The 19,188-nt window shown below is 57.2% G+C and carries 20 protein-coding genes; 7 read left to right on the top strand and 13 right to left on the bottom strand.

All coding sequences use genetic code 11. The features are described from left to right. Positions 1-430 precede the first annotated feature (430 nt). The 5 genes from livF to ACO6VX_RS16860 form a co-directional block, all read right to left on the bottom strand. Positions 431-1,144 carry a high-affinity branched-chain amino acid ABC transporter ATP-binding protein LivF gene (gene livF, locus ACO6VX_RS16880; protein WP_022624013.1) on the bottom strand — a complete coding sequence of 238 codons (714 nt, stop codon included), beginning with the start codon at positions 1,142-1,144 and terminating at the stop codon, positions 431-433. Position 1,145: 1 nt separating this feature from the next. Further along, a complete protein-coding gene (gene livG, locus ACO6VX_RS16875; protein ID WP_022624012.1) occupies positions 1,146-1,913 on the bottom strand; it encodes a high-affinity branched-chain amino acid ABC transporter ATP-binding protein LivG in 768 nt (255 codons plus the stop codon). Further along, a complete protein-coding gene (locus ACO6VX_RS16870; protein WP_010253305.1) occupies positions 1,910-3,181 on the bottom strand; it encodes a high-affinity branched-chain amino acid ABC transporter permease LivM in 1,272 nt (423 codons plus the stop codon). The genes livG and ACO6VX_RS16870 overlap by 4 nt, the downstream gene beginning before the upstream one ends. After that, complete coding sequence (gene livH / locus ACO6VX_RS16865) at positions 3,178-4,104, bottom strand: high-affinity branched-chain amino acid ABC transporter permease LivH (protein WP_009087789.1); 927 nt, start codon at positions 4,102-4,104, stop codon at positions 3,178-3,180. Before livH ends, ACO6VX_RS16870 begins: the two co-directional genes overlap by 4 nt. A 134-nt stretch (positions 4,105-4,238) precedes the next feature. After that, positions 4,239-5,351 carry a branched-chain amino acid ABC transporter substrate-binding protein gene (locus ACO6VX_RS16860; protein WP_010253311.1) on the bottom strand — a complete coding sequence of 371 codons (1,113 nt, stop codon included), beginning with the start codon at positions 5,349-5,351 and terminating at the stop codon, positions 4,239-4,241. Positions 5,352-5,746: 395 nt separating this feature from the next. Here ACO6VX_RS16860 and panM point away from each other — a divergent pair, with 395 nt between their 5' ends. Further along, positions 5,747-6,142, top strand: a complete 396-nt coding sequence (panM, locus tag ACO6VX_RS16855) for an aspartate 1-decarboxylase autocleavage activator PanM (RefSeq protein WP_010253313.1) — start codon at positions 5,747-5,749, stop codon at positions 6,140-6,142. A gap of 59 nt (positions 6,143-6,201) precedes the next feature. Here the strand turns inward: panM and rpoH are convergent, their stop codons facing one another. The 4 genes from rpoH to ftsY form a co-directional block, all read right to left on the bottom strand. Next, on the bottom strand, positions 6,202-7,059 hold the full coding sequence (rpoH, locus tag ACO6VX_RS16850; RefSeq protein WP_010253314.1) for an RNA polymerase sigma factor RpoH: 858 nt from the start codon (positions 7,057-7,059) through the stop codon (positions 6,202-6,204). 240 nt (positions 7,060-7,299) lie between these two features. Continuing rightward, positions 7,300-8,283: a permease-like cell division protein FtsX gene (gene ftsX, locus ACO6VX_RS16845; RefSeq protein WP_010253316.1), complete on the bottom strand. Its 984-nt coding sequence runs from the start codon at positions 8,281-8,283 to the stop codon at positions 7,300-7,302. Further along, positions 8,273-8,941: a cell division ATP-binding protein FtsE gene (ftsE, locus tag ACO6VX_RS16840; RefSeq protein ID WP_010253318.1), complete on the bottom strand. Its 669-nt coding sequence runs from the start codon at positions 8,939-8,941 to the stop codon at positions 8,273-8,275. The genes ftsX and ftsE overlap by 11 nt, the downstream gene beginning before the upstream one ends. A gap of 5 nt (positions 8,942-8,946) precedes the next feature. After that, the gene (gene ftsY / locus ACO6VX_RS16835) at positions 8,947-10,638 is read right to left on the bottom strand and encodes a signal recognition particle-docking protein FtsY (protein ID WP_061901966.1); all 1,692 of its coding nucleotides are present in this window, start codon (positions 10,636-10,638) and stop codon (positions 8,947-8,949) included. Positions 10,639-10,870: 232 nt separating this feature from the next. On the opposite strand from ftsY, the gene rsmD reads away from it, so the two are divergent. Both rsmD and ACO6VX_RS16825 read left to right on the top strand, forming a co-directional pair. Then, positions 10,871-11,470 carry a 16S rRNA (guanine(966)-N(2))-methyltransferase gene (gene rsmD, locus ACO6VX_RS16830; RefSeq protein WP_033759058.1) on the top strand — a complete coding sequence of 200 codons (600 nt, stop codon included), beginning with the start codon at positions 10,871-10,873 and terminating at the stop codon, positions 11,468-11,470. Continuing rightward, positions 11,460-11,732: a DUF1145 family protein gene (locus ACO6VX_RS16825; RefSeq protein ID WP_003852192.1), complete on the top strand. Its 273-nt coding sequence runs from the start codon at positions 11,460-11,462 to the stop codon at positions 11,730-11,732. The genes rsmD and ACO6VX_RS16825 overlap by 11 nt, the downstream gene beginning before the upstream one ends. A 26-nt stretch (positions 11,733-11,758) precedes the next feature. Here the strand turns inward: ACO6VX_RS16825 and ACO6VX_RS16820 are convergent, their stop codons facing one another. Further along, entirely contained in the window at positions 11,759-12,115 is a 357-nt protein-coding gene (locus tag ACO6VX_RS16820) for a DUF2500 domain-containing protein (RefSeq protein ID WP_010253324.1), read from the bottom strand. 144 nt (positions 12,116-12,259) lie between these two features. On the opposite strand from ACO6VX_RS16820, the gene ACO6VX_RS16815 reads away from it, so the two are divergent. Next, on the top strand, positions 12,260-12,889 hold the full coding sequence (locus tag ACO6VX_RS16815) for a lysoplasmalogenase (protein WP_010253326.1): 630 nt from the start codon (positions 12,260-12,262) through the stop codon (positions 12,887-12,889). A 93-nt stretch (positions 12,890-12,982) separates the two neighbouring features. Continuing rightward, positions 12,983-15,274: a zinc/cadmium/mercury/lead-transporting ATPase gene (locus ACO6VX_RS16810; protein WP_064691026.1), complete on the top strand. Its 2,292-nt coding sequence runs from the start codon at positions 12,983-12,985 to the stop codon at positions 15,272-15,274. 54 nt (positions 15,275-15,328) lie between these two features. Here ACO6VX_RS16810 and tusA read toward each other — a convergent pair whose 3' ends face one another. Beyond that, positions 15,329-15,580: a sulfurtransferase TusA gene (gene tusA / locus ACO6VX_RS16805; RefSeq protein ID WP_010253330.1), complete on the bottom strand. Its 252-nt coding sequence runs from the start codon at positions 15,578-15,580 to the stop codon at positions 15,329-15,331. Between the two features lie 204 nt (positions 15,581-15,784). Between tusA and ACO6VX_RS16800 the strand changes: the two genes are divergently transcribed. Both ACO6VX_RS16800 and ACO6VX_RS16795 read left to right on the top strand, forming a co-directional pair. After that, the gene (locus ACO6VX_RS16800; protein ID WP_010253331.1) at positions 15,785-16,450 is read left to right on the top strand and encodes a 7-cyano-7-deazaguanine/7-aminomethyl-7-deazaguanine transporter; all 666 of its coding nucleotides are present in this window, start codon (positions 15,785-15,787) and stop codon (positions 16,448-16,450) included. A 116-nt stretch (positions 16,451-16,566) separates the two neighbouring features. After that, complete coding sequence (locus ACO6VX_RS16795; protein WP_010253333.1) at positions 16,567-17,121, top strand: DcrB family lipoprotein; 555 nt, start codon at positions 16,567-16,569, stop codon at positions 17,119-17,121. Between the two features lie 55 nt (positions 17,122-17,176). On the opposite strand, the gene iolE is transcribed toward ACO6VX_RS16795, so the two are convergent. Together iolE and ACO6VX_RS16785 are read right to left on the bottom strand one after the other, a co-directional pair. Then, positions 17,177-18,073 (bottom strand): myo-inosose-2 dehydratase, encoded by an 897-nt coding sequence (iolE, locus tag ACO6VX_RS16790; RefSeq protein ID WP_010253335.1) that lies wholly within the window; start codon positions 18,071-18,073, stop codon positions 17,177-17,179. Positions 18,074-18,120: 47 nt separating this feature from the next. Next, positions 18,121-19,131 (bottom strand): Gfo/Idh/MocA family protein, encoded by a 1,011-nt coding sequence (locus ACO6VX_RS16785; protein WP_033780961.1) that lies wholly within the window; start codon positions 19,129-19,131, stop codon positions 18,121-18,123. Positions 19,132-19,188: the final 57 nt, after the last annotated feature.

Raw genomic sequence — 19,188 nt, 5'->3', positions numbered from 1 at the left:
CAGAGCGGCTGGGCAGTAAAAAAGCCCGCAGCGGATTCTACTTCACCAAATGCAAAAGGCGATGGCGGCCCCTCTAACACCGACACTTACGGCCGTCGGCGGCGCATCACACACCCATTTTGAAGGCCGTCGGCGGCGCAGGCAGGTTGCGGGCGGACAGCGCGCAGCCACCGGAGCGTACACGTAGTACGTGAGGATGGCGAGCACTGCCCAACCGCAACCTGACCAGTAAGCCAGGCCTGTGTACCAAAGCGCGCAGCCACCGGAGCGTACACATATACGTGAGGATGGCGAGCACTGCCCAACCGCGACCTGACCAGTAAGCCAGGCCTGTGTACCAAAGCGTGCAGTAACCGGAGCGTATATATATACGTGAGGATTACGAGCACTGCCCGGTGTCGAAATGGCAAGTAAGCCAGGCCGTGCCCCATCAGGCACCTAAGTAAGCACTGCGGACGGCTTCGTTGGAAAGAAGTGCTGCACCTGTGTCTTCAAGCACCACATGCCCGTTCTCCAGCACATAACCCCGATCCGCCAGCTTCAGCGCCTGATTAGCATTCTGCTCCACCAGGAAAATCGTCATCCCCTCGCTGCGCAGCTGCTCAATGGTGTCGAAGATCTGCTGAATAATGATCGGTGCCAGTCCCAGCGACGGTTCGTCCAGCAACAGCAGGCGCGGCTGGCTCATCAGCGCACGGCCAATCGCCAGCATCTGCTGTTCGCCGCCCGACATCGTCCCGGCGCGCTGGATTTTACGCTCCTCCAGCCGCGGGAAGAGTTCATAAACGCGCTTGATCCGCGTCAGATAGTCCGGACGGCTTGCAAAAAAGCCCCCCATCGCCAGGTTCTCTTCTACCGTCATGCGCGAAAAGACCCGCCGGCCTTCCGGCACGATGGCGATCGCTTCACGCATAATGCGTGAGGTTTGCCAGTCGGTAATGGTTTTGCCATCAAAGGTAATGGTGCCCTGCGTCGCGCGCGGTTCGCCGCACAGCGTACCCAGCAGCGTGGTTTTTCCGGCACCGTTAGCGCCAATCAGGGTGACGATTTCGCCCTGATTGATATAGAGGCTGACGTTGTGCAGCGCCTGAATTTTGCCGTAGTGGGCGCTGACGTTCTCAATGGTTAACATCGCATTTGCCATCTCAGGCCTCTCCTAAATAGGCACGAATGACATCCGGGTTATTACGAATCTCTTCCGGCGTTCCGTTAGCCAGCGGCGTTCCCTGATTGACCACATAAATACGGTCAGAAATCCCCATCACCAGCTTCATATCATGTTCAATCAGCAGCACCGACACCTTATGTTCGCCACGCAGCTCCGCAATCAGCGCATCCAGCTCGTGCGTCTCTTTGGGGTTAAGGCCCGCCGCCGGTTCATCCAGCATCAGGATTTCCGGGCGCGTCACCATACAGCGCGCAATCTCCAGCCGACGCTGCTGACCATAGGCCAGATTGCCTGCCTGACGGTTAGCCAGATCCAGCAGCCCCACCCGCTCCAGCCAGGTCGCCGCACGATCCAGCGCCTCGTTCTCACTGCGGCGAAACGCCGGGGTTTTCAGCAGACCGGAAAATACGCCGCTTTTCAGATGCTGATGCTGCGCCACCAGCAGGTTCTCAATGACCGTCATCTCACGGAACAGACGCACGTGCTGGAACGTCCGCACGATGCCCATCCGCGCAATCTTCTGGCCCGGCAACCCTTCAAGATGCTGCTCACGCAATGTGATCGTCCCGCCGGTTGGCTTGTAAAAGCCGGTCAGGCAGTTGAACACGGTGGTTTTACCGGCACCGTTGGGGCCAATCAGCGAAACGATCTCCTGCGGACGCAGCTCCAGCGCCACATTGTTCACGGCTAACAGCCCGCCGAAGCGCATCATCAGGCCTTCAACGGCTAATAAAGGCTGAATCATGCCTGCTCTCCTTGTTTACCGGTTCTGAGCTTCAGATGCGGACGCTTCATCGGCAACAGGCCCTGCGGACGCCAGATCATCATCAGCACCATCAGGCCACCCAGCACCAGCATGCTGTACTCATTGAGATCGCGCATCAGCTCGCGTGACACCACCAGAAGGATGGCGGCCAGAATCACCGCAAACTGCGACCCCATCCCGCCCAGGACGACAATCGCCAGCACAAAGGCGGATTCGACAAAGGTAAAGGATTCCGGGCTGACAAAGCCCTGACGTGCCGCGAACAGGCTGCCGGCAAAACCGGCAAACGCGGCACTGATGGTAAAGGCGGTCAGCTTGATGCGGGTCGGGCTGAGGCCCAGTGAACGACAGGCAATCTCATCCTCGCGCAGGGCTTCCCAGGCACGGCCCAGCGGCATCCGCAGCAGCCGGTTGATCACAAACAGCGTCAGCACCACCAGCAGCAGCGCCACCAGGTAGAGGAAGATAATGCGGTCGCTGGGATCGTACTTCAGCCCAAAGAAGTTATGGAAGGTATCCCAGCCGCCTTCACGCGGCGTACGGCCAAATTCCAGACCAAACAACGTCGGTTTCGGGATCTGGCTGATGCCGTTCGGCCCGCCGGTCAGGGCGGTATTGTTCAGCAGCAGAATACGCACGATCTCACCGAAGCCCAGCGTCACTATCGCCAGATAGTCGCCGCGCAGTCGCAGCACCGGGAAGCCCAGCAGCAGACCAAACAGCGCGGCAACTATGCCGGAGAGCGGCAGGCACTGCCAGAAGCCGAGACCGTAATAGTGGTTCAGCAGCGCAAAGGTGTAGGCACCGATGGCGTAAAAGCCGCCATAACCCAGCACCAGCAGGCCAGAGAGGCCGACCACCACGTTTAAGCCCAGACCGAGCATCACGTAGATCAGCGTCATGGTGGCGATATCGACGGTGCCGCGTGACACCAGGAATGGCCAGGCAACGGCGGCGATAATCAGCACCGCCATCACCAGTTTCTGCTTCGGCGTCGAGCCATCCAGACCCGGTAACACCAGCGCCGGACCCGAGATTTTCTTCAGGCCGCTTTGCCATACCGGACGCAGCAGCTGAAACAGAAACACCACCGCACAGCCTGTGGCGATCCAGTTCCAGCGCACGCTGCCGGCGTTCTGCACTACCAGATTAGTGCCGTCCAGATTCAGGCGCAGCCCCATAAAGAAGGTGGCGAGTACCAGCAGCATCACCGAGGAGATCAGGGCATTGATAAAGGAAGTCTTCATACTTTTTCGACCTCCGGGCGGCCCAGAATCCCGGTCGGCATCACCAGCAGCACCACAATCAGCAGGGCAAACGAGACCACATCTTTATATTCCGTACTGAGATAGGCCGAGGTCAGCGCCTCGGCGATGCCCAGTACCAGACCACCAATCATCGCGCCCGGAATACTGCCAATCCCGCCCAGCACGGCGGCGGTGAACGCCTTCATGCCTGCCATAAAGCCGATGAAGGGGTTGATTGAACCGTAGAACTGTCCCAGCAATACGCCCGCCACCGCAGCCATCGCGGCACCGATAACAAAGGTCAGCGAGATCACGCGGTCGGTGTTTATCCCCAGCAGGCTGGCCATTTTCAGGTCTTCTGCGCAGGCGCGGCAGGCGCGGCCCATGCGTGAATAGCGAATAAAGGTGGTCAGCGCCAGCATCGCCAGGAACGTCACCACCCAGATCACTATCTGCATGGTGGAGATGGTAGCGGCAAAGCCGTTGCTCTCGCCTACCGTCCACTGTCCGGTAATCAGACTCGGCAGCGCCAGGTCGCGTGAACCCTGCGTCAGGCTGACGTAGTTTTGCAGGAATATTGACATCCCGATGGCGGAGATCAGCGCAATCAGGCGCTTGGACGAGCGCACAGGCCGGTAGGCGACGCGCTCAATGCTCCAGCCGTAGGCGCTGGAGATAATTACCGCCATCACAAAGCCGGCCGCAATCATCAGCCAGGTGGTGTCGATGCCCATCATCATCAGGGCGGCAATCACGATAAAGGAGACATAGCTACCGATCATGTAGACCTCGCCGTGGGCGAAGTTGATCATGCCGATAATGCCGTAAACCATGGTGTAACCGATGGCGATCAGCGCGTAGGTGCTGCCCAGGGTCACACCGTTAAACATCTGCTGAATAAAATAGAGAAACTGCTCGGACATACCTTGACCCTTACTTAACCGATCATGGGCGATCGGGGTACAAAAAACGCCTGGCAGACCAGCACCAGGCGTTCGTGTCGCTGGTCAGGGGAAACCGGTTAACCGGCCTCCCGCTCACCACAAAACAGCCTGGTTTACTTCACAGCAGTCGAGGTGCCATCGGCATGCCATTTAAAGACGCCGAATTCAAAGCCCTTAAGGTCACCCTTCTCATCCCAGTTAAGGTTGCCCATCACGGTTGGCACCGCGGCACCTTCCTTGAGGTTTTTCACGATAGCGTCCGGCTCAGCGCTCTTGCTGCGCTCCATGCCGGTTGCCAGCGACTGCAGTGCGGCATAGGTGGTCCAGACGAACGGTCCGGTCGGATCCAGTTTCTTCGCTTTCAGCGCTTCCACGATCGGTTTGTTGGTTTCAACCTGGTCATAGCGTTTTGGCAGGGTCACCAGCATGCCTTCAGAAGCGGCACCGGCGATGTTGGACAGCGAGGCGTTACCCACGCCTTCCGGTCCCATAAACTGGGTTTTCAGGCCCGCAGCACGTGCCTGACGCACGATCTGGCCCATTTCCGGGTAGTAACCGCCGAAATAGACGAAATCGACGTTCTCTTTCTTGAAGCGCGCGACCAGCGTAGAGAAATCTTTATCGCCAGCGGTGATACCTTCAAACATCACGATATTAGCGCCCTGCTTTTTCAGGCTCTCCTGTACGGAGCGCGCCAGGCCTTCGCCATACTGCTGTTTGTCATGCACCACGGCGATACGCTGCGGTTTAAGCTCGCTCATCACATATTTCGCGGCGGTCGGACCCTGATCGGAGTCGAGACCAGTGGTGCGCATAATCAGTTTATAGCCGCGGGAAGTCAGGTCAGGGGCGGTCGCCGCCGGGGTAATCATCAGCACGCCTTCATCTTCATAGATGTCAGAAGCGGGCTGGGTGGATGAAGAGCAGAGATGGCCGATCACGTAGCGGATGCCGTCGTTAATCACCTTGTTCGCTACCGCAACCGCCTGTTTCGGGTCACAGGCGTCGTCATATTTCACCGCAACCAGTTTGTTGCCGTTAACACCGCCTTTGGCGTTGATATCTTCAATCGCCTGAGTCGCACCGGCGAATTGCATGTCGCCGTACTGCGCCACCGGGCCAGACATTGCGCCGACAATCGCTACTTTGATATCTTCAGCCAGCGCCGCATGGCTCATCGCCAGTGCTACACATCCCGCCAGTAATGCGCGACCTTTCATTTTCATCCTGACTACCCCATTTGTTTTGTCGTGTATGTTGTGAGTGTTTGTGCTGTCAGATAAAGTCGAAAACTGATTAAGCATGAATGAGTTAGCGTACTTTTCTGACATTTTTTATTAATAAGGCTTTATTTTTCAGGTTATTAAACAGGAAGTTTCTTCTGTAAATCAACTGACATATTCAGAATTGACTGAGTGAAACAGCATAATACACTGGAGGCAACGGCCGGTTTTTCACCGCTTTGCCAGCGCGTTATGCTGGATTGATCGCACGCTATCCCTGTTTACAACTATCATCCTGGCATCCCGACCATCTTTTGACCTGTTTTATTGATGAAAATGTGGTAGCACTCTGGTTGTACATTTTCGCTGCACTTTCCCCTGTTACAGAGGTTTTTGTTATGAAGCTCACTATCCAGCGTTTAACCACGCTGACCGCGCAGGACCGCATCGATCTTGGCAAAGTCTGGCCGGATCTGGAGATTGAACAACTGGAGCAGCAGCTGGATGAGCGCCATCGTCTCTATGCTGCCCGTTTTAACGACCGGCTACTGGCGGGTTTGCAGCTGGAAATCGCCGGGATCCACGGCAAAGTTCACCGGCTGTCGGTGCGCGATGTCACGCGCCGACGCGGGGTGGGACAATATTTACTGGAGGAGACGATCAGGCAGAATGGGTCGATAGCGGACTGGTGGATTGCCGATGATGGCAGTGACGATCAGCAGGTGCGGGCAGCCTTTATGCAGGCGTGTGGCTTCAGGGCGCAGAGTGATGGCTGGATAATGGCGGTAGAATAGTCAGGCGCAGAAAAACAAAAAGGGCGACATAAAGTCGCCCCTTAAGATGTCGAAGTGCGTTACGCTTCGATCGCCATACGCAGTTTCTTCATGGCGTTCTTCTCCAGCTGCCGGACACGTTCGGCTGACACGCCGTACTGATCGGCCAGCTCCTGCAGCGTGGTTTTATTGTCTTCGTCCAGCCAGCGGGCGCGAATGATGTGCTGACTACGCTCATCCAGACCTTCCATCGCATAGCTCAGCTTGTCAGCCGCGTGCGCATCCCAGTTATCCTCTTCAATACCGTCAGCAAAGTCAGAGGTTTTATCCTGAAGATAAAGCACGGGTGCCATAGATCGGCCTTCGCTGCTCTCGTCGTCGGCAGACATATCAAAGGTCATATCCTGCGCGGCCATACGCGATTCCATTTCACGCACATCTTTGCTGCTTACGCCCAGCTCACGCGCAACCATCTCGACTTCGTCCTGATTGAACCAGCCCAGACGCTGCTTGGTTTTACGCAGGTTAAAGAACAGCTTACGCTGTGCTTTGGTGGTCGCGACTTTCACGATACGCCAGTTACGCAGCACGTATTCGTGAATCTCCGCTTTAATCCAGTGCACGGCAAACGAAACCAGACGCACGCCCACTTCTGGGTTGAAGCGACGTACCGCTTTCATCAGGCCGATATTGCCTTCCTGGACCAGGTCAGCCTGTGGCAGACCGTAGCCGGAGTAATTACGAGCGATATGAACTACAAAGCGTAGGTGAGACAGGATCAGCGTCTTTGCCGCATCCAGATCGCCCTGGTAATGCAGCCGTTCAGCCAACGCTTTTTCCTCTTCTGCCGAGAGCATCGGCCAGGTATTCGCAGCCCGGACGTAAGACTCCAGGTTGCCAAGAGGAGCAATAGCTAAAGTTTGCATTTCTTTGGTCATTCAAACCCTCACAAATTCAGTGGAATTGCCGCACATTTCCCTGCGCAGACGATACATTACGTCAACGTCGCGCGAAATCCGAAAGCAATCTGTGCTACTTAGAGTGGTAAAGTTATCCACAAGTTCAATTATAGCGGTGAATATTTTACACACAGATGACAGGAAAGGAAGAGGGGAAATATCCTCTGCACCCACCATCGGTAGCAGAGGACCATTATAACAAAAAAATGTTGCAGGCGTTTACTGCGGCGTAAATCGACGTAAATGTTGTACCGTTGCCAGCCACGCAGCCACCCAGCCGATGATCGCCGCAATCAGTAACAGCAGCAGCGCCTCATCCCACGAGAAGCCTTCCAGCGAGAAGGTGGTACCAAATACCGTCGCCACACTGGCAACAACGGACTGCAGACGCAGCACCAGCACTTCCGACAGCAGCAGCGACAGCACTGCCCCGCTGAAGCCCAGCAGCGCCCCGCCATAGAGGAACGGACGCAGGATAAAGCCGTCAGTGGCACCAATCAGCTTCTGCACGTTAATGGTGTCGCGTCGGGCAAAGATGCTGAGCCGGACGCTGTTACCGATCACCAGGAACACCGCCACGATCATCAGCACGCCAATCATTGAGGCGATCTGCCCCACCAGCCCGGTCAGCGCCGCCAGCCGCGCAAACCAGCTATCATCCATCCGCACTTCATCCACGCCCTGCACTTTAGTTACCCGATCGCGCAGGCTTTGCATGGTGTCTGAGTTCTGGAAATTGAGCTTAGGCGTGATGATGGCCACCGCAGGCAGCGGATTCTGCTCCAGCATATCCATTGCGCCGCCAAAGCCTGACCAGTTGCGGAACTCGTTCAGCGCCTCTTCCCGCGTCAGGTAGTTGACGTTATCCACGCCTTCGACCTGCTTGAGCTGCGCCACCACGTTTTCTGCCGCCGTGTCATCCAGCGTTTTGGAGAGATAAACGGTTAACTGCGGCGCCGGATACCACTGCGTTGCCGCCTGGCTGACGTTTTTCCATACCATGTAGCAGACGCTGGGCAGCGTCAGTGAAATGGCGATGACCATCACCGTCAGCAGGGTTGCCAGCGGCTGACGCCACATATCAGAAAGCGTACCGCGCAGCGCATAGCGCCACTGCTCCTGCCAGCCGCCTTTCAGCGCTTTGCTCTTCGACTGCTGCTTCGCTTTCGGCGCAGCCGGACGTTTAATACGTTTATTGACCATCGTGGCCTCCGTGCAGACGTCCCTGATTCAGCGTCATCATCCGGTAGTTGCGTCGGGCGATAAGACCGCTGTCATGCGTCGCCATCAGGACGGTGACGCCGACGCGGTTAAACTCTTCGAACAGGCGCAGAATATCTTCTGACAGCGCGTCGTCAAGGTTACCGGTCGGTTCATCGGCCAGCAGCACGGCTGGCTTGTTCACCACCGCACGGGCGATGCCCACACGCTGCTGTTCACCGCCAGAAAGCTGAATCGGATAACTTTTCGCTTTGTCGAGCAGACCCACTTTATCCAGTGCCGCCGAAACGCGACGACGAATGTCTTCGCCGCTGGCACCGGAGATAATCAGCGGGATCGCCACATTTTCATAAACCGAACGATCCATCAGCAGGTGGTGATCCTGGAAAATCATGCCGATCTGACGACGCAGGAAAGGCACCTCGCTGTTACGCAGGCGGGAAATGTCATGGCCGCTGAACCAGATTTTTCCGGCACTCGGGCGCTCAATGCCACAAATCAGCTTCAGCAAGGTACTTTTACCGGCACCGGAGTGGCCGGTCAGAAACGCCATTTCGCCGGGACGCAGACGGAAATCTACCCCCTGCAGCGCCTGACGTCCGCCGAGATATGCCTTACTGACCTCTTCAAAGCGAATCATCCTAATTAGTCCTCTCGGGCAAACAGTGCCTCAATAAAATCTTCTGCCTTAAACGGCCGTAAATCTTCAATGCCTTCACCGACGCCGATGTAGCGAATCGGAATACCGAACTGATCGGCCACCGAGAAGATCACGCCGCCTTTGGCGGTGCCATCCAGCTTGGTGAGCGCAATCCCGGTCACGCCAACGGCTTCGTTAAACAGTCGGGCCTGGCTGACCGCATTCTGTCCGGTGCTGGCATCCAGCGTCAGCATCACTTCGTGTGGCGCTGAATCATCCAGTTTCTTCATCACGCGGGTGATTTTTTTCAGCTCTTCCATCAGGTGCGATTTGTTCTGCAGACGACCCGCGGTATCGGCAATCAGCACGTCAACGCCACGCGATTTAGCCGCCTGAATAGCATCGAAGATCACCGAAGCGGAATCTGCACCGGTGTGCTGAGCAATCACCGGAATGTTATTGCGCTGGCCCCACACCTGCAGCTGCTCAACAGCCGCGGCGCGGAAGGTATCACCAGCCGCTAACATCACGGATTTGCCTTCAGCCTGATACTGGCGCGCCAGTTTACCGATGGTGGTGGTTTTACCTACACCATTGACGCCAACCATCAGGATCACAAACGGCGTTTTGCCTGAGACGTCCAGTGGCGCGTCCACTTTCGCCAGAATCGAGGCCATCTCCGCTTTCAGCAGGCCGAAGAGCGCTTCCGCGTCACGCAGCTGCTTGCGGTTTGCCTGCTGGGTCAGATGCGTGATGATGCGGCGAGTGGTATCCACACCCACATCCGCAATCAGCAGTTGCTCTTCCAGCTCGTCAAACAGCTCATCATCAATCTTTTTGCCACGGAACAGGCTGATAAAACCGGAACCGAGGTTCTGACGGGTTTTCACCAGGCTGCGCTTCAGGCGGGCAAAGAAGCCCTCTTTGCTGGGACGCTCCTGCTCCTGCACGATGAGTGGCGCGGCGGCCAGCGGGAGATCGCTGACGGTATCGGATAATGTCTCTGCCGGTTCCGCGTCGGTGACTTCGGCTTCGCCCAGTGCCAGTGCGGTCAGCTCTTCTTCGGTGAGCGGTGCTTCCGTTTCGCTGTCCGATGTTTCAACGATCGCAGCCTCGTCCGGCGTCAGCGCTTCATCGCTTAACGGCGCTTCGGCTTCGCTGTGCGGGGTTTCAACGATCCCGGCGTCATCCAGCGCCAGCGCGGTCAGCTCTTCTTCGCTTAACGGCGCGTCCGCTTCGCTGTCCGGGGTTTCAACGATCGCTGCATCGCCCAGTGCCAGCGCGGTCAGCTCTTCTTCGCTTAACGGCGCATCCGCGGGTTCCGCATCAACGGCTGGCTTTACCACGTCGTCGGCGTCAATAACCGGCGTCGCGTCATGTTCAGGTGCGGCGATTTCCAGTAGCGCTTCAGGATCGGCCTCAATCGGCGCAGCTTCATCCAGCACCATGGGTGCTGACTCGTGCGGCGCTGCCGCGGTGACTTCCGCCTCACGCTGCTGCCCGGCCACCGTTTCGGTGATAACGACAGTCTCTTCCGCTTGCGCTTCAGCCTGGCTTAATGCCGGGGCGTCCTGTTCTGCCTGCTGCTCTGCGGGTTCTGCGACCTCTTGTGTCTGCTCCTCCGCGACAGGTTGTTTCTCTTCCTCTTTGCCAAATCCCAGCCAGGAAAAAAAGCCACGTTTTTTCTCTTTTGCCATTGTGTGACGACACTCCTCGATGGCTTTGTCCCGGTCGCGCGTGGTTTCCAGGGGTAAATCAATGAAAGTTGGTCAGCGCCAGACCGGCGTAAACCGCAGAATAATGCATGACTTCAGCAACTCAGTAGTCTAACACTTTCCAGCCAGCTCACCACAGCACCCTTTTTTAACGTTTCTTCTCACCGATTCGCCCGTTAAACTACGCAACAAATTATGACGAGTTGTGAGCAAGATGAATAAAAACCCCCGCAGTACAGGCGGTGCCGGGCAGATTCGCATCATTGGCGGCCAGTGGCGCGGACGCAAACTGCCGGTGCCGGACAGCGCCGGACTGCGCCCGACCACCGATCGGGTACGTGAGACGCTGTTTAACTGGCTGGCCCCGGTGCTGCCAGATGCGCGCTGCCTCGACTGCTTTGCCGGTAGCGGCGCATTAGGACTGGAAGCCCTGTCGCGTTACGCGGGATCGGCGACGCTGCTGGAGCTGGAACGGCCGGTGGCGCAGCAGCTGACAAAAAATCTGCAGACGTTGCGCGCCAGTAATGGCACCGTGATTCAGACCAATGCGTTAAACTGGCTGGCACAGCCAGGTGAACCCTTTGATGTGGTGTTTATCGATCCGCCGTTTCGTCAGGGATTGCTGGAACAGACGTTACAGCTGCTGGAGCAGAATCACTGGCTGGCCGATCAGGCGCTGATTTACGTCGAAAGTGAAGTGGAAAATGGCGCACCGCCGGTGCCGCCAGAGTGGGATCTTTATCGCGAGAAAATAGCCGGACAAGTGGCTTATCGTTTGTATCAACGTCAACAGGAGACGCAGGATGTTACTTAATTTGGGGCGTCTGTTGATGCTATGCGTGTGGGGATTTCTGCTGGCTAACCTGGTTCATCCCTACCCGAAACCGCTGACTTATTTTATCAACGTTGCGCTGATTTTCATGATCCTGATGCATGGCCTGCAGCTGGTGTTACTTCGCACCACGCAGACCAAAGATGCGCCGCCGATTGACCGCGTCACCCAGGCCAAAGTGTTTCTGTTCGGGGTGTTCGAACTGGTCGCCTGGCAGAAGAAAAACTTCCCACGCAAGAAATAATTCCGGGCGGGCGCAATGCCCGCCGGTTACTGCCGGGGTGTGAAGCTGATAAAGCGCGTGCCCTGCATCTTCAGTTCACCTCTGGCGCCCTTGTCCAGCTGATGATATTCCGCCTCTTTAAGCTGCACTTTGATGTCGCTGGCACCGTTCAGCGGGTGAAACAGCACCTCGTAGCGCATCTCTTCCCCGGCGATCACTTCCCGCTGCCGTGAACGGCGATTGGGTGCAGGAAATTCACGTTTGGTTCTGACCTCAGCCTGCAGAGAGCGCTCGGGTGAAGCGTCATTCACCGCCACTTCCCGGCGTTGCTTAATGAACTGACGGGTCGCCAGCACGGCGATAATCGCCAGAACGATAATAAAGATTAGCGGCGGTTTGCTCATAGCGTTCTTGTGCCTGCAGGATGATTAATCAGGCGGCAAAGCATACAACCAGAGTTGCCTGATTGTCACATCTCAGAGGCTTAACCTAAACTGGAAGGGATATTTTGGGATCTTTCACCATTTTGAACAAAAAAGGGAGAAACAATGCTCTGGTCTTTCCTCGCTGTACTTTTCTCCGGCTGGCTCTATGTCGACGCCACCTATCGCGGCCCGCAATGGCAACGCTGGTTATTTAAGCCGGTCACGCTGCTGCTGCTTGTCGGGCTGGCCTGGCAGGCACCGGTGCTGCAGACTACGGACTACCTGATTCTGGCCGGTCTGGTCGCGACGCTGGTCGGTGATGCGCTAACGCTGCTGCCGCGTCAGCAGATGCTCTATGCCATCGGGGCTTTCTTCCTGTCGCACCTGCTTTATACCCTCTGCTTCGCCGCCAGCATGACCATGACCTTCTTCTGGCCGATTCCGCTGACGCTGCTCATCATCGGTGCCGCCCTGATTGGCATCATCTGGAGCCGACTGGAAGATCTGCGCTGGCCTGTCTGCACCTTTATCGGCATGACGCTGGTGATGACCTGGATAGCGACCGAGCAGTACTTCTTCCGCCCGACCGATTACAGCTTCTCGATTATGGTTGGTGCAGGTCTGCTGCTGCTGGCAAACGCCGTCTGGTTTATCTCACACTATCGTCGCCGCTTTACCGCCGACAGCGCGATTGTCGCCGCCTGCTACTTCGCCGGTCACTTTATGATCGTGCGCTCGTTGTGGGTCGTCTGAAAAAATAGCCTTGACTCTGGAGTTCACTCCAGAGTGTAGGATAAGGGATGGGCTGCGTTGCTCATCCCACTATCCTTACACTCTGGAGGTCATATGCATCAACATCACGCCTGTGGCTGCGGCAAACCCCGTGCCAGTCACGCCGCAGCAAAACCGCTGTGCCAGGTTCGCCAGGCCCGCCCCCTCTCCCTTTCTATTCACGCCGCGACGCCTGTACCTGCCGAGACGGCAGGCTGTTGCTGTGACAGTCACTGCAGCCCTGGCAACGACGCCGACACCGCTGAGGAAAGCGACCGGCGAGGTGCCGACAGTTATCCCTTTAGCTGGCAGGTCAGCGGGATGGATTGCCCGTCGTGTGCTCGCACCATTGAAACCGCTGTCCGTCAGGTAAGTGGCGTGACCGACGCCCGTGTCTTGTTCAGCAGCGAGAAACTGGTGGTCAACGCTGAACACGATGTACAAAACGCCGTTGAACAGGCGGTGAAAAAAGCCGGCTTCCAGCTCGCAACCCCATCAGCCACGTCGGCCACATCCCCCGCTACGCCGGGCTGGCAGCATAACCGAATGCTGATTTTGCTGGCGCTGCTGGTGCTTGCCAGTAGCATTCTCAGCCAGTTCGCGCCCGCCTGGGGCGATCGGCTGTTTGTGCTGACCACGCTGGTCGGCCTGGTCCCGGTGGCGCGCGGCGCCTGGCAGCGTCTGCGCAGCGGATCGCCTTTTACTATTGAGACATTAATGACGCTGGCGTCAGCTGGCGCACTGATTATTGGCGCACACGCTGAAGCCGCGATGGTGCTGGTGCTGTTTCAGCTGGGCGAACAGCTGGAAAGCTATGCCGCTTCCAGGGCGCGCAGCGGCGTTACCAGCCTGATGGCGTTGCGGCCTGAATCGGCGATCCGTCTTGAACAGGGCAAACGTACTGAGGTACCGCTCGCAGCGCTGCAACCCGGCGATGTGATTGAAGTCGCGGCGGGCAGCCGCTTGCCGGTCGATGGCAGCTTAATCAGCCCGCTTGCCAGTTTCGATGAGAGCGCGCTGACCGGTGAATCGCTGCCGGTAACGCGGGCCAGCGGCGAAAAAATTCTTGCCGGTGCCACCAGCGTTGACCGGCTGGTGATGCTGGAAGTGGTGTCGAAGCCGGGTGAAAGCGCGATCGACCGTATCCTGCAGCTGATTGAAGAAGCGGAAACGCATCGTGCGCCGGTCGAACGCTTTATCGACCAGTTCAGCCGTATTTACACGCCGCTGGTCATGCTGCTGTCGCTGCTGGTGATGGTGGTGCCGCCCCTGCTCGGCGCAGGCGACTGGCAGCCTTGGATCTACAAAGGGCTGACACTGTTGTTGATTGGCTGCCCCTGTGCGCTGGTGATCTCCACGCCTGCCGCCATTACCTCCGGGCTGGCTGCGGCGGCGCGACAGGGCGCACTGATCAAAGGCGGTGCGGCGCTGGAGCGGCTGAGTTCGGTGCGCAGAATGGCGTTTGATAAAACCGGTACTCTGACGCTGGGCAAGCCACAGCTGACGCAGATCCTGCGCTTTGGCACGGCCAGCGAGTCAGAGATGCTGGCGCTGAGCGCCGCTGCGGAACAGGGTGCCACCCATCCGCTGGCCAGCGCTATCGTGGCGGCCGCGCAGGCGCGTGATCTGGTGATTCCTGACGCGCAGGATCAGCAGGTGCAGGCGGGACGCGGCATCAGCGCGAAAGTCGCTGGCCAGCAGATTCAGCTGCTGACGCCCGGCCATGCACCCGGTCTGACGCCGCAGCAAAATGCGCAGATAGCGCAACAGGAAGCTGAAGGTGAAACCCTGGTGGTGCTGATGCGCGATGGCGAAGCGCTGGGTGCGCTGGCTCTGCGCGATCAGTTGCGCGACGACGCCGTCGAGGCGTTAAAGGCGCTGAAAAAGCTGGGTATTGAGAGCCTGATGCTGACCGGCGACAATCCGCGCGCTGCGGCGACCATTGCCCGCCAGCTCGATATTGATTATCGCGCCAGTCTGCTGCCCGCCGATAAAGTCGCGGCGATCCGCGAACTGAGTCAGCAACAGCCGCTGGCGATGGTCGGGGATGGCATTAACGACGCGCCAGCAATGAAAGCGGCAACGCTGGGCATTGCGATGGGCAGCGGCACCGATGTGGCGCTGGAAGCGGCCGATGCTGCCCTGACGCGTAATCAGCTCAGCAATCTGGCTCCGATGATTGCGCTGGCACGCCGGACTCGGCGCATCATCCGTCAGAATATCGGTATTGCGCTGGGGCTAAAGGCGATTTTCCTGGTCACAACCCTGCTGGGTCTGACCGGACTCTGGCTGGCGGTGCTGGCAGATTCGGGTGCGACCGCGCTGGTCACCGCCAACGCGCTGCGGTTACTGCGTCGCCGCGCCTGAGCAGGCGGCTTCTGATCTGAAGAGTGAGGTTAACGGCGGCCTGTACGGCTGTCGTCAACCCGCCATGCCTTTGCGGATCAGAAACTGATAGGGCAGCGTGTCGGTTTGCTGCGCCAGCAAGCCATGTTCCATAAAGCGGCAGAAGCCGGGAATATCACGCGTGGTGGCCGGATCATCGGCGATGATCAGCAACGTCTCGCCATCCTGCAGGCTGCGTACGGTTTTGCGCACCATCATCACCGGCTCCGGGCAACGCAGGCCACGGGCATCCAGCTGATGATCGGCAGAGGAAAAAGCATCGCTCATAATCAACTCAGTTCAGGTAAAGGGCGCTCATTCTAGCGCGTGCTGGCGGTGAAGCAAGGCGATAACGATTGCGCTAAAATTAACCATTGCATAAAAAGCACAACGCGGTAAGATGCCGCCGCTTTTTGCTCATAAAACTGCCAGGCGCTGCCCGAACGGCGTCCCGCAATGGGTTCCCTCACCCCAACATTAAAAAGGTTGAATATGCTCGCATTTTCTTCGCGTCAGCGCATGCATGCGCTTTTCTGGTTATCGCTGTTTCACCTGCTGGTGATCACTTCGAGTAACTATCTGGTTCAGTTGCCTATTTCAGTGTTTGGCTTCCACACCACCTGGGGTGCATTCAGCTTCCCGTTTATCTTCCTGGCGACCGACCTCACCGTGCGTATTTTTGGCGCACCGCTGGCCCGACGCATTATTCTGGCCGTGATGATCCCGGCGCTGTTTATCTCTTACAGTGTCTCGGCGCTGTTCTATCAGGGTGAATGGCAGGGCTGGCAGGCACTGGAAGTGATGAATCTGTTTGTTGCCCGTATCGCCTGCGCCAGCTTTATGGCTTACGCGCTGGGTCAGATCCTCGACGTTCACGTGTTCAACCGTCTGCGTCGCCTGCCACAGTGGTGGATTGCGCCGGGCTGCGCCATGTTTCTCGGGAATATCAGCGATACGCTGGCCTTCTTCTTTATCGCCTTCTATAAAAGCCCCGATGCGTTTATGGCGCAGCACTGGGTTGAGATTGCCCTGGTGGATTACAGCTTCAAAGTGCTGATCTGCATGGTCTTCTTCCTGCCCGCCTACGGCGTGCTGCTCAACGCGGCGCTGAAACGTCTGGCTGAACGCCAGACCGCCCGCCAGGTCAATTTCGGCTAAGCGCCCATACGGTTTCCACTACTATCCGCTAAGATCTTCTGACAATCATCAGGTTGCGTTTGCAACCTGATTCCTGTTGTATTAATGCCTGACTGGAAACTTAAAAAGGGATTCTGATGCGCAACCTGGTGAAATATGTAGGAATGGGTTTACTGGTACTCGGCTTAGCGGCCTGTGACCAGAAGAAAGATGAAGCGGCGAATGACAACGGCGTCAGCGCCAGTCAGTCGGCGCAAACCGTCACGCTGATGGATGGCAAACTGAGCTTCTCGCTGCCACCAGGCATGTCCGATAAAAGCGGTAAACTGGGTTCGCAGACCACTAACATGCACGTTTATGCGGATGAAACCGGTGCCCGCGCCATTATTGTGATTGCCGGTGACCCGACCAATGATGGTCTGGATGTGCTGTCGCAGCGTATGGAACAGCAGCAGCGTAACCGCGATCCGCAGTTGCAGGTGGTGTCGAACAAATCTGTGACGCTGAAAGATCAGCCCGCACAGCAGCTGGATACGGTGATCTCTGCCAACAACCAGACCTCATGGTCTTCAGTGGTTCTGGCGAAAGTGGATGGCAAACTGGTGACGCTGCAGATTACACTGCCAGGTGATAATCAGCAGCAGGCGCAGAGCGATGCTGACAACATCGTGAAAAGCATTACGCTGAAGTAAAACAAAAGGCTGGCTTCCCTGCACGGGGAAGCCAGCCTTCGGTCAGAAGGGCTTTTTATAAACCTGCATTCTCGCGAATATATTTCCGCGCTTTCACCGCATATTCAAACGGATTGGCCAGTGCCGGATCCTGCTCCGCTTCAACCACCATCCAGCCTTTATAGCCGTAATCATCCAGGATTTTGAACACCGGTCTGAAGTCGATCACGCCATCGCCCGGTACGGTAAAGGTGCCCTTTTTCACTCCTTCCAGGAACGAGAGATGGTTCTCACGCACCTCGGCGACCACCTCATCACGCACATCCTTAAGATGCACGTGGAAGATGCGCGGCAGATATTTCTCCAGTACCGCCAGCATCTTCTGCTGGGAGCCTTCGGAGTAGTAGACGTGGCCGGTGTCATAGAGCAAACCGACCTGCTCGTCGGTCATCTCCATAAACCGGTCAATCTCTTCAGTGGTCTGAATGCCGGTGCCCATGTGGTGATGCAGCGTCACGCGCATCCCCTTCTCCGCCGCGATGCGGGCCAGTTCGTTGTAGCCTTCCGCGGTTAACTGCCACTCTTCATCGCTGAAAATGGCCTTCTCTTCAAACACCGCAAGCCCGGTGCCCTGAATACTTTTACTCTGTTCAGAACAGCCAATCACCCGCGCGCCCATCGCATGCAGGAAGTTCATATGCTCGATGAACTGTTCGATGGTTTTCTGTTTGTCGCCGTTGGCGAAAAAGGTGCTGAACCAGGCGTTACAGATTTCGATGCCGCGAATGTCGAGCATCGGTTTCAGGATCGCCGGATCGCGAGGATATTTGCTGCCTACTTCGCTGCCGGTAAAGCCAGCCAGCGCCATCTCACTGACGGTTTGCTGGAAGGTATTCTCACTGCCGAGATCCGGCATGTCATCGTTGGTCCAGCCGATCGGGGCGATCGCCAGTTTTACATTCTCTTTGTTCATTATCTTATTCCCAGGCGGAGAGCGGCCATGCCGCATAGACAGCTAAATCAGTTATAGAAAGCAGGACGCGGCGGCATCTCTACCGGCTCAATCGCACCACTGTTCTGCGCTTTAATGCAGGCATCGGCGGCGACTGAGGCGGCAAAGCCATCCCAGGCAGAAGGACCGGTCAACTGGCCCGCTTTGATGTCGTTGATAAACGCCTGAAGCTCAACGTCATACGCCTCGATAAAGCGATCTTTCCAGTCCACCAGAATGGTGTTCGACAGGCGGGCCTCTTTGCGCAGCTGCACCGAAGAGGGCTCTGGCAAGCGCGCAATCCCCTCTTCACCCACCACTTCACACTGGATGTCATAGCCGTAAGCGCAGTTAACGAAGATCTCGACGTCAATGCGAACCCCTTTCTGGGTTTCAAACAGCACGATCTGCGGATCTTTCAGCTGACTGTGTGACTTCGAGGTGACGCGCGGGAAGACCACCTGCACCGTTTTATAGTCATCGTTTGTCAGCCAGCGCAGCACATCCAGCTCGTGGATCAGGGTGTTGGTAATCGCCATCGGCGTGGTGTAGTTCTCCGGCACGGTCGGGTTGCGGTGCGCGCAGTGCAGCATCAGCGGCTCACCGATATCGCCATCGGTGATCACTTTTTTCAGTGCACGGTAGCCCGCATCGTAAGGACGCATAAAGCCGACCTGCACCAGGCGTTTACCCGCCTGAATCTCTGCATCCACGACCCGGCGGCAGCCCTCAGCGCTCATCGCCAGCGGCTTCTCACAGAACACCGGTTTACCGGCTGCAATCGCCGCTAAGGTGAACTCTTCATGGGTCGGATCCCATGAGGTGACCAGCACCGCATCAACATTCGGAGACTGAATCACGTCGTGTCCATTTTCGAATACCTCCGCCTCAATATTCAGGCGTTGCAGTGCGGCACGCGCGCCTTCGACATTAATGTCAGAGACGGCAACCACCTGTGCACCCTGCAGCACATGGCTGCAGCGACGAATATGTTCCTGACCAATTGCACCTGTACCGATGACGCCAAGTTTCAAAGTCATAATTACACCTGTGTAGGGTTCGTACGGAGAAGAGCAAAACGGGCCGCGGCACGGCCC

This window comes from Pantoea sp. BJFS-204 (assembly GCF_049310725.1).
Lineage (GTDB): Bacteria > Pseudomonadota > Gammaproteobacteria > Enterobacterales > Enterobacteriaceae > Pantoea > Pantoea agglomerans.
This window is presented reverse-complemented; position numbering and strand designations above follow the sequence as displayed.

Coding starts and splice junctions, on each gene's coding strand:
- livF (WP_022624013.1), bottom strand. CDS start 1,144: ATGGCAAATGCGATGTTAACCATTGAGAACGTCAGCGCCCACTACGGC.
- livG (WP_022624012.1), bottom strand. CDS start 1,913: ATGATTCAGCCTTTATTAGCCGTTGAAGGCCTGATGATGCGCTTCGGC.
- ACO6VX_RS16870 (WP_010253305.1), bottom strand. CDS start 3,181: ATGAAGACTTCCTTTATCAATGCCCTGATCTCCTCGGTGATGCTGCTG.
- livH (WP_009087789.1), bottom strand. CDS start 4,104: ATGTCCGAGCAGTTTCTCTATTTTATTCAGCAGATGTTTAACGGTGTG.
- ACO6VX_RS16860 (WP_010253311.1), bottom strand. CDS start 5,351: ATGAAAATGAAAGGTCGCGCATTACTGGCGGGATGTGTAGCACTGGCG.
- panM (WP_010253313.1), top strand. CDS start 5,747: ATGAAGCTCACTATCCAGCGTTTAACCACGCTGACCGCGCAGGACCGC.
- rpoH (WP_010253314.1), bottom strand. CDS start 7,059: ATGACCAAAGAAATGCAAACTTTAGCTATTGCTCCTCTTGGCAACCTG.
- ftsX (WP_010253316.1), bottom strand. CDS start 8,283: ATGGTCAATAAACGTATTAAACGTCCGGCTGCGCCGAAAGCGAAGCAG.
- ftsE (WP_010253318.1), bottom strand. CDS start 8,941: ATGATTCGCTTTGAAGAGGTCAGTAAGGCATATCTCGGCGGACGTCAG.
- ftsY (WP_061901966.1), bottom strand. CDS start 10,638: ATGGCAAAAGAGAAAAAACGTGGCTTTTTTTCCTGGCTGGGATTTGGC.
- rsmD (WP_033759058.1), top strand. CDS start 10,871: ATGAATAAAAACCCCCGCAGTACAGGCGGTGCCGGGCAGATTCGCATC.
- ACO6VX_RS16825 (WP_003852192.1), top strand. CDS start 11,460: ATGTTACTTAATTTGGGGCGTCTGTTGATGCTATGCGTGTGGGGATTT.
- ACO6VX_RS16820 (WP_010253324.1), bottom strand. CDS start 12,115: ATGAGCAAACCGCCGCTAATCTTTATTATCGTTCTGGCGATTATCGCC.
- ACO6VX_RS16815 (WP_010253326.1), top strand. CDS start 12,260: ATGCTCTGGTCTTTCCTCGCTGTACTTTTCTCCGGCTGGCTCTATGTC.
- ACO6VX_RS16810 (WP_064691026.1), top strand. CDS start 12,983: ATGCATCAACATCACGCCTGTGGCTGCGGCAAACCCCGTGCCAGTCAC.
- tusA (WP_010253330.1), bottom strand. CDS start 15,580: ATGAGCGATGCTTTTTCCTCTGCCGATCATCAGCTGGATGCCCGTGGC.
- ACO6VX_RS16800 (WP_010253331.1), top strand. CDS start 15,785: ATGCTCGCATTTTCTTCGCGTCAGCGCATGCATGCGCTTTTCTGGTTA.
- ACO6VX_RS16795 (WP_010253333.1), top strand. CDS start 16,567: ATGCGCAACCTGGTGAAATATGTAGGAATGGGTTTACTGGTACTCGGC.
- iolE (WP_010253335.1), bottom strand. CDS start 18,073: ATGAACAAAGAGAATGTAAAACTGGCGATCGCCCCGATCGGCTGGACC.
- ACO6VX_RS16785 (WP_033780961.1), bottom strand. CDS start 19,131: ATGACTTTGAAACTTGGCGTCATCGGTACAGGTGCAATTGGTCAGGAA.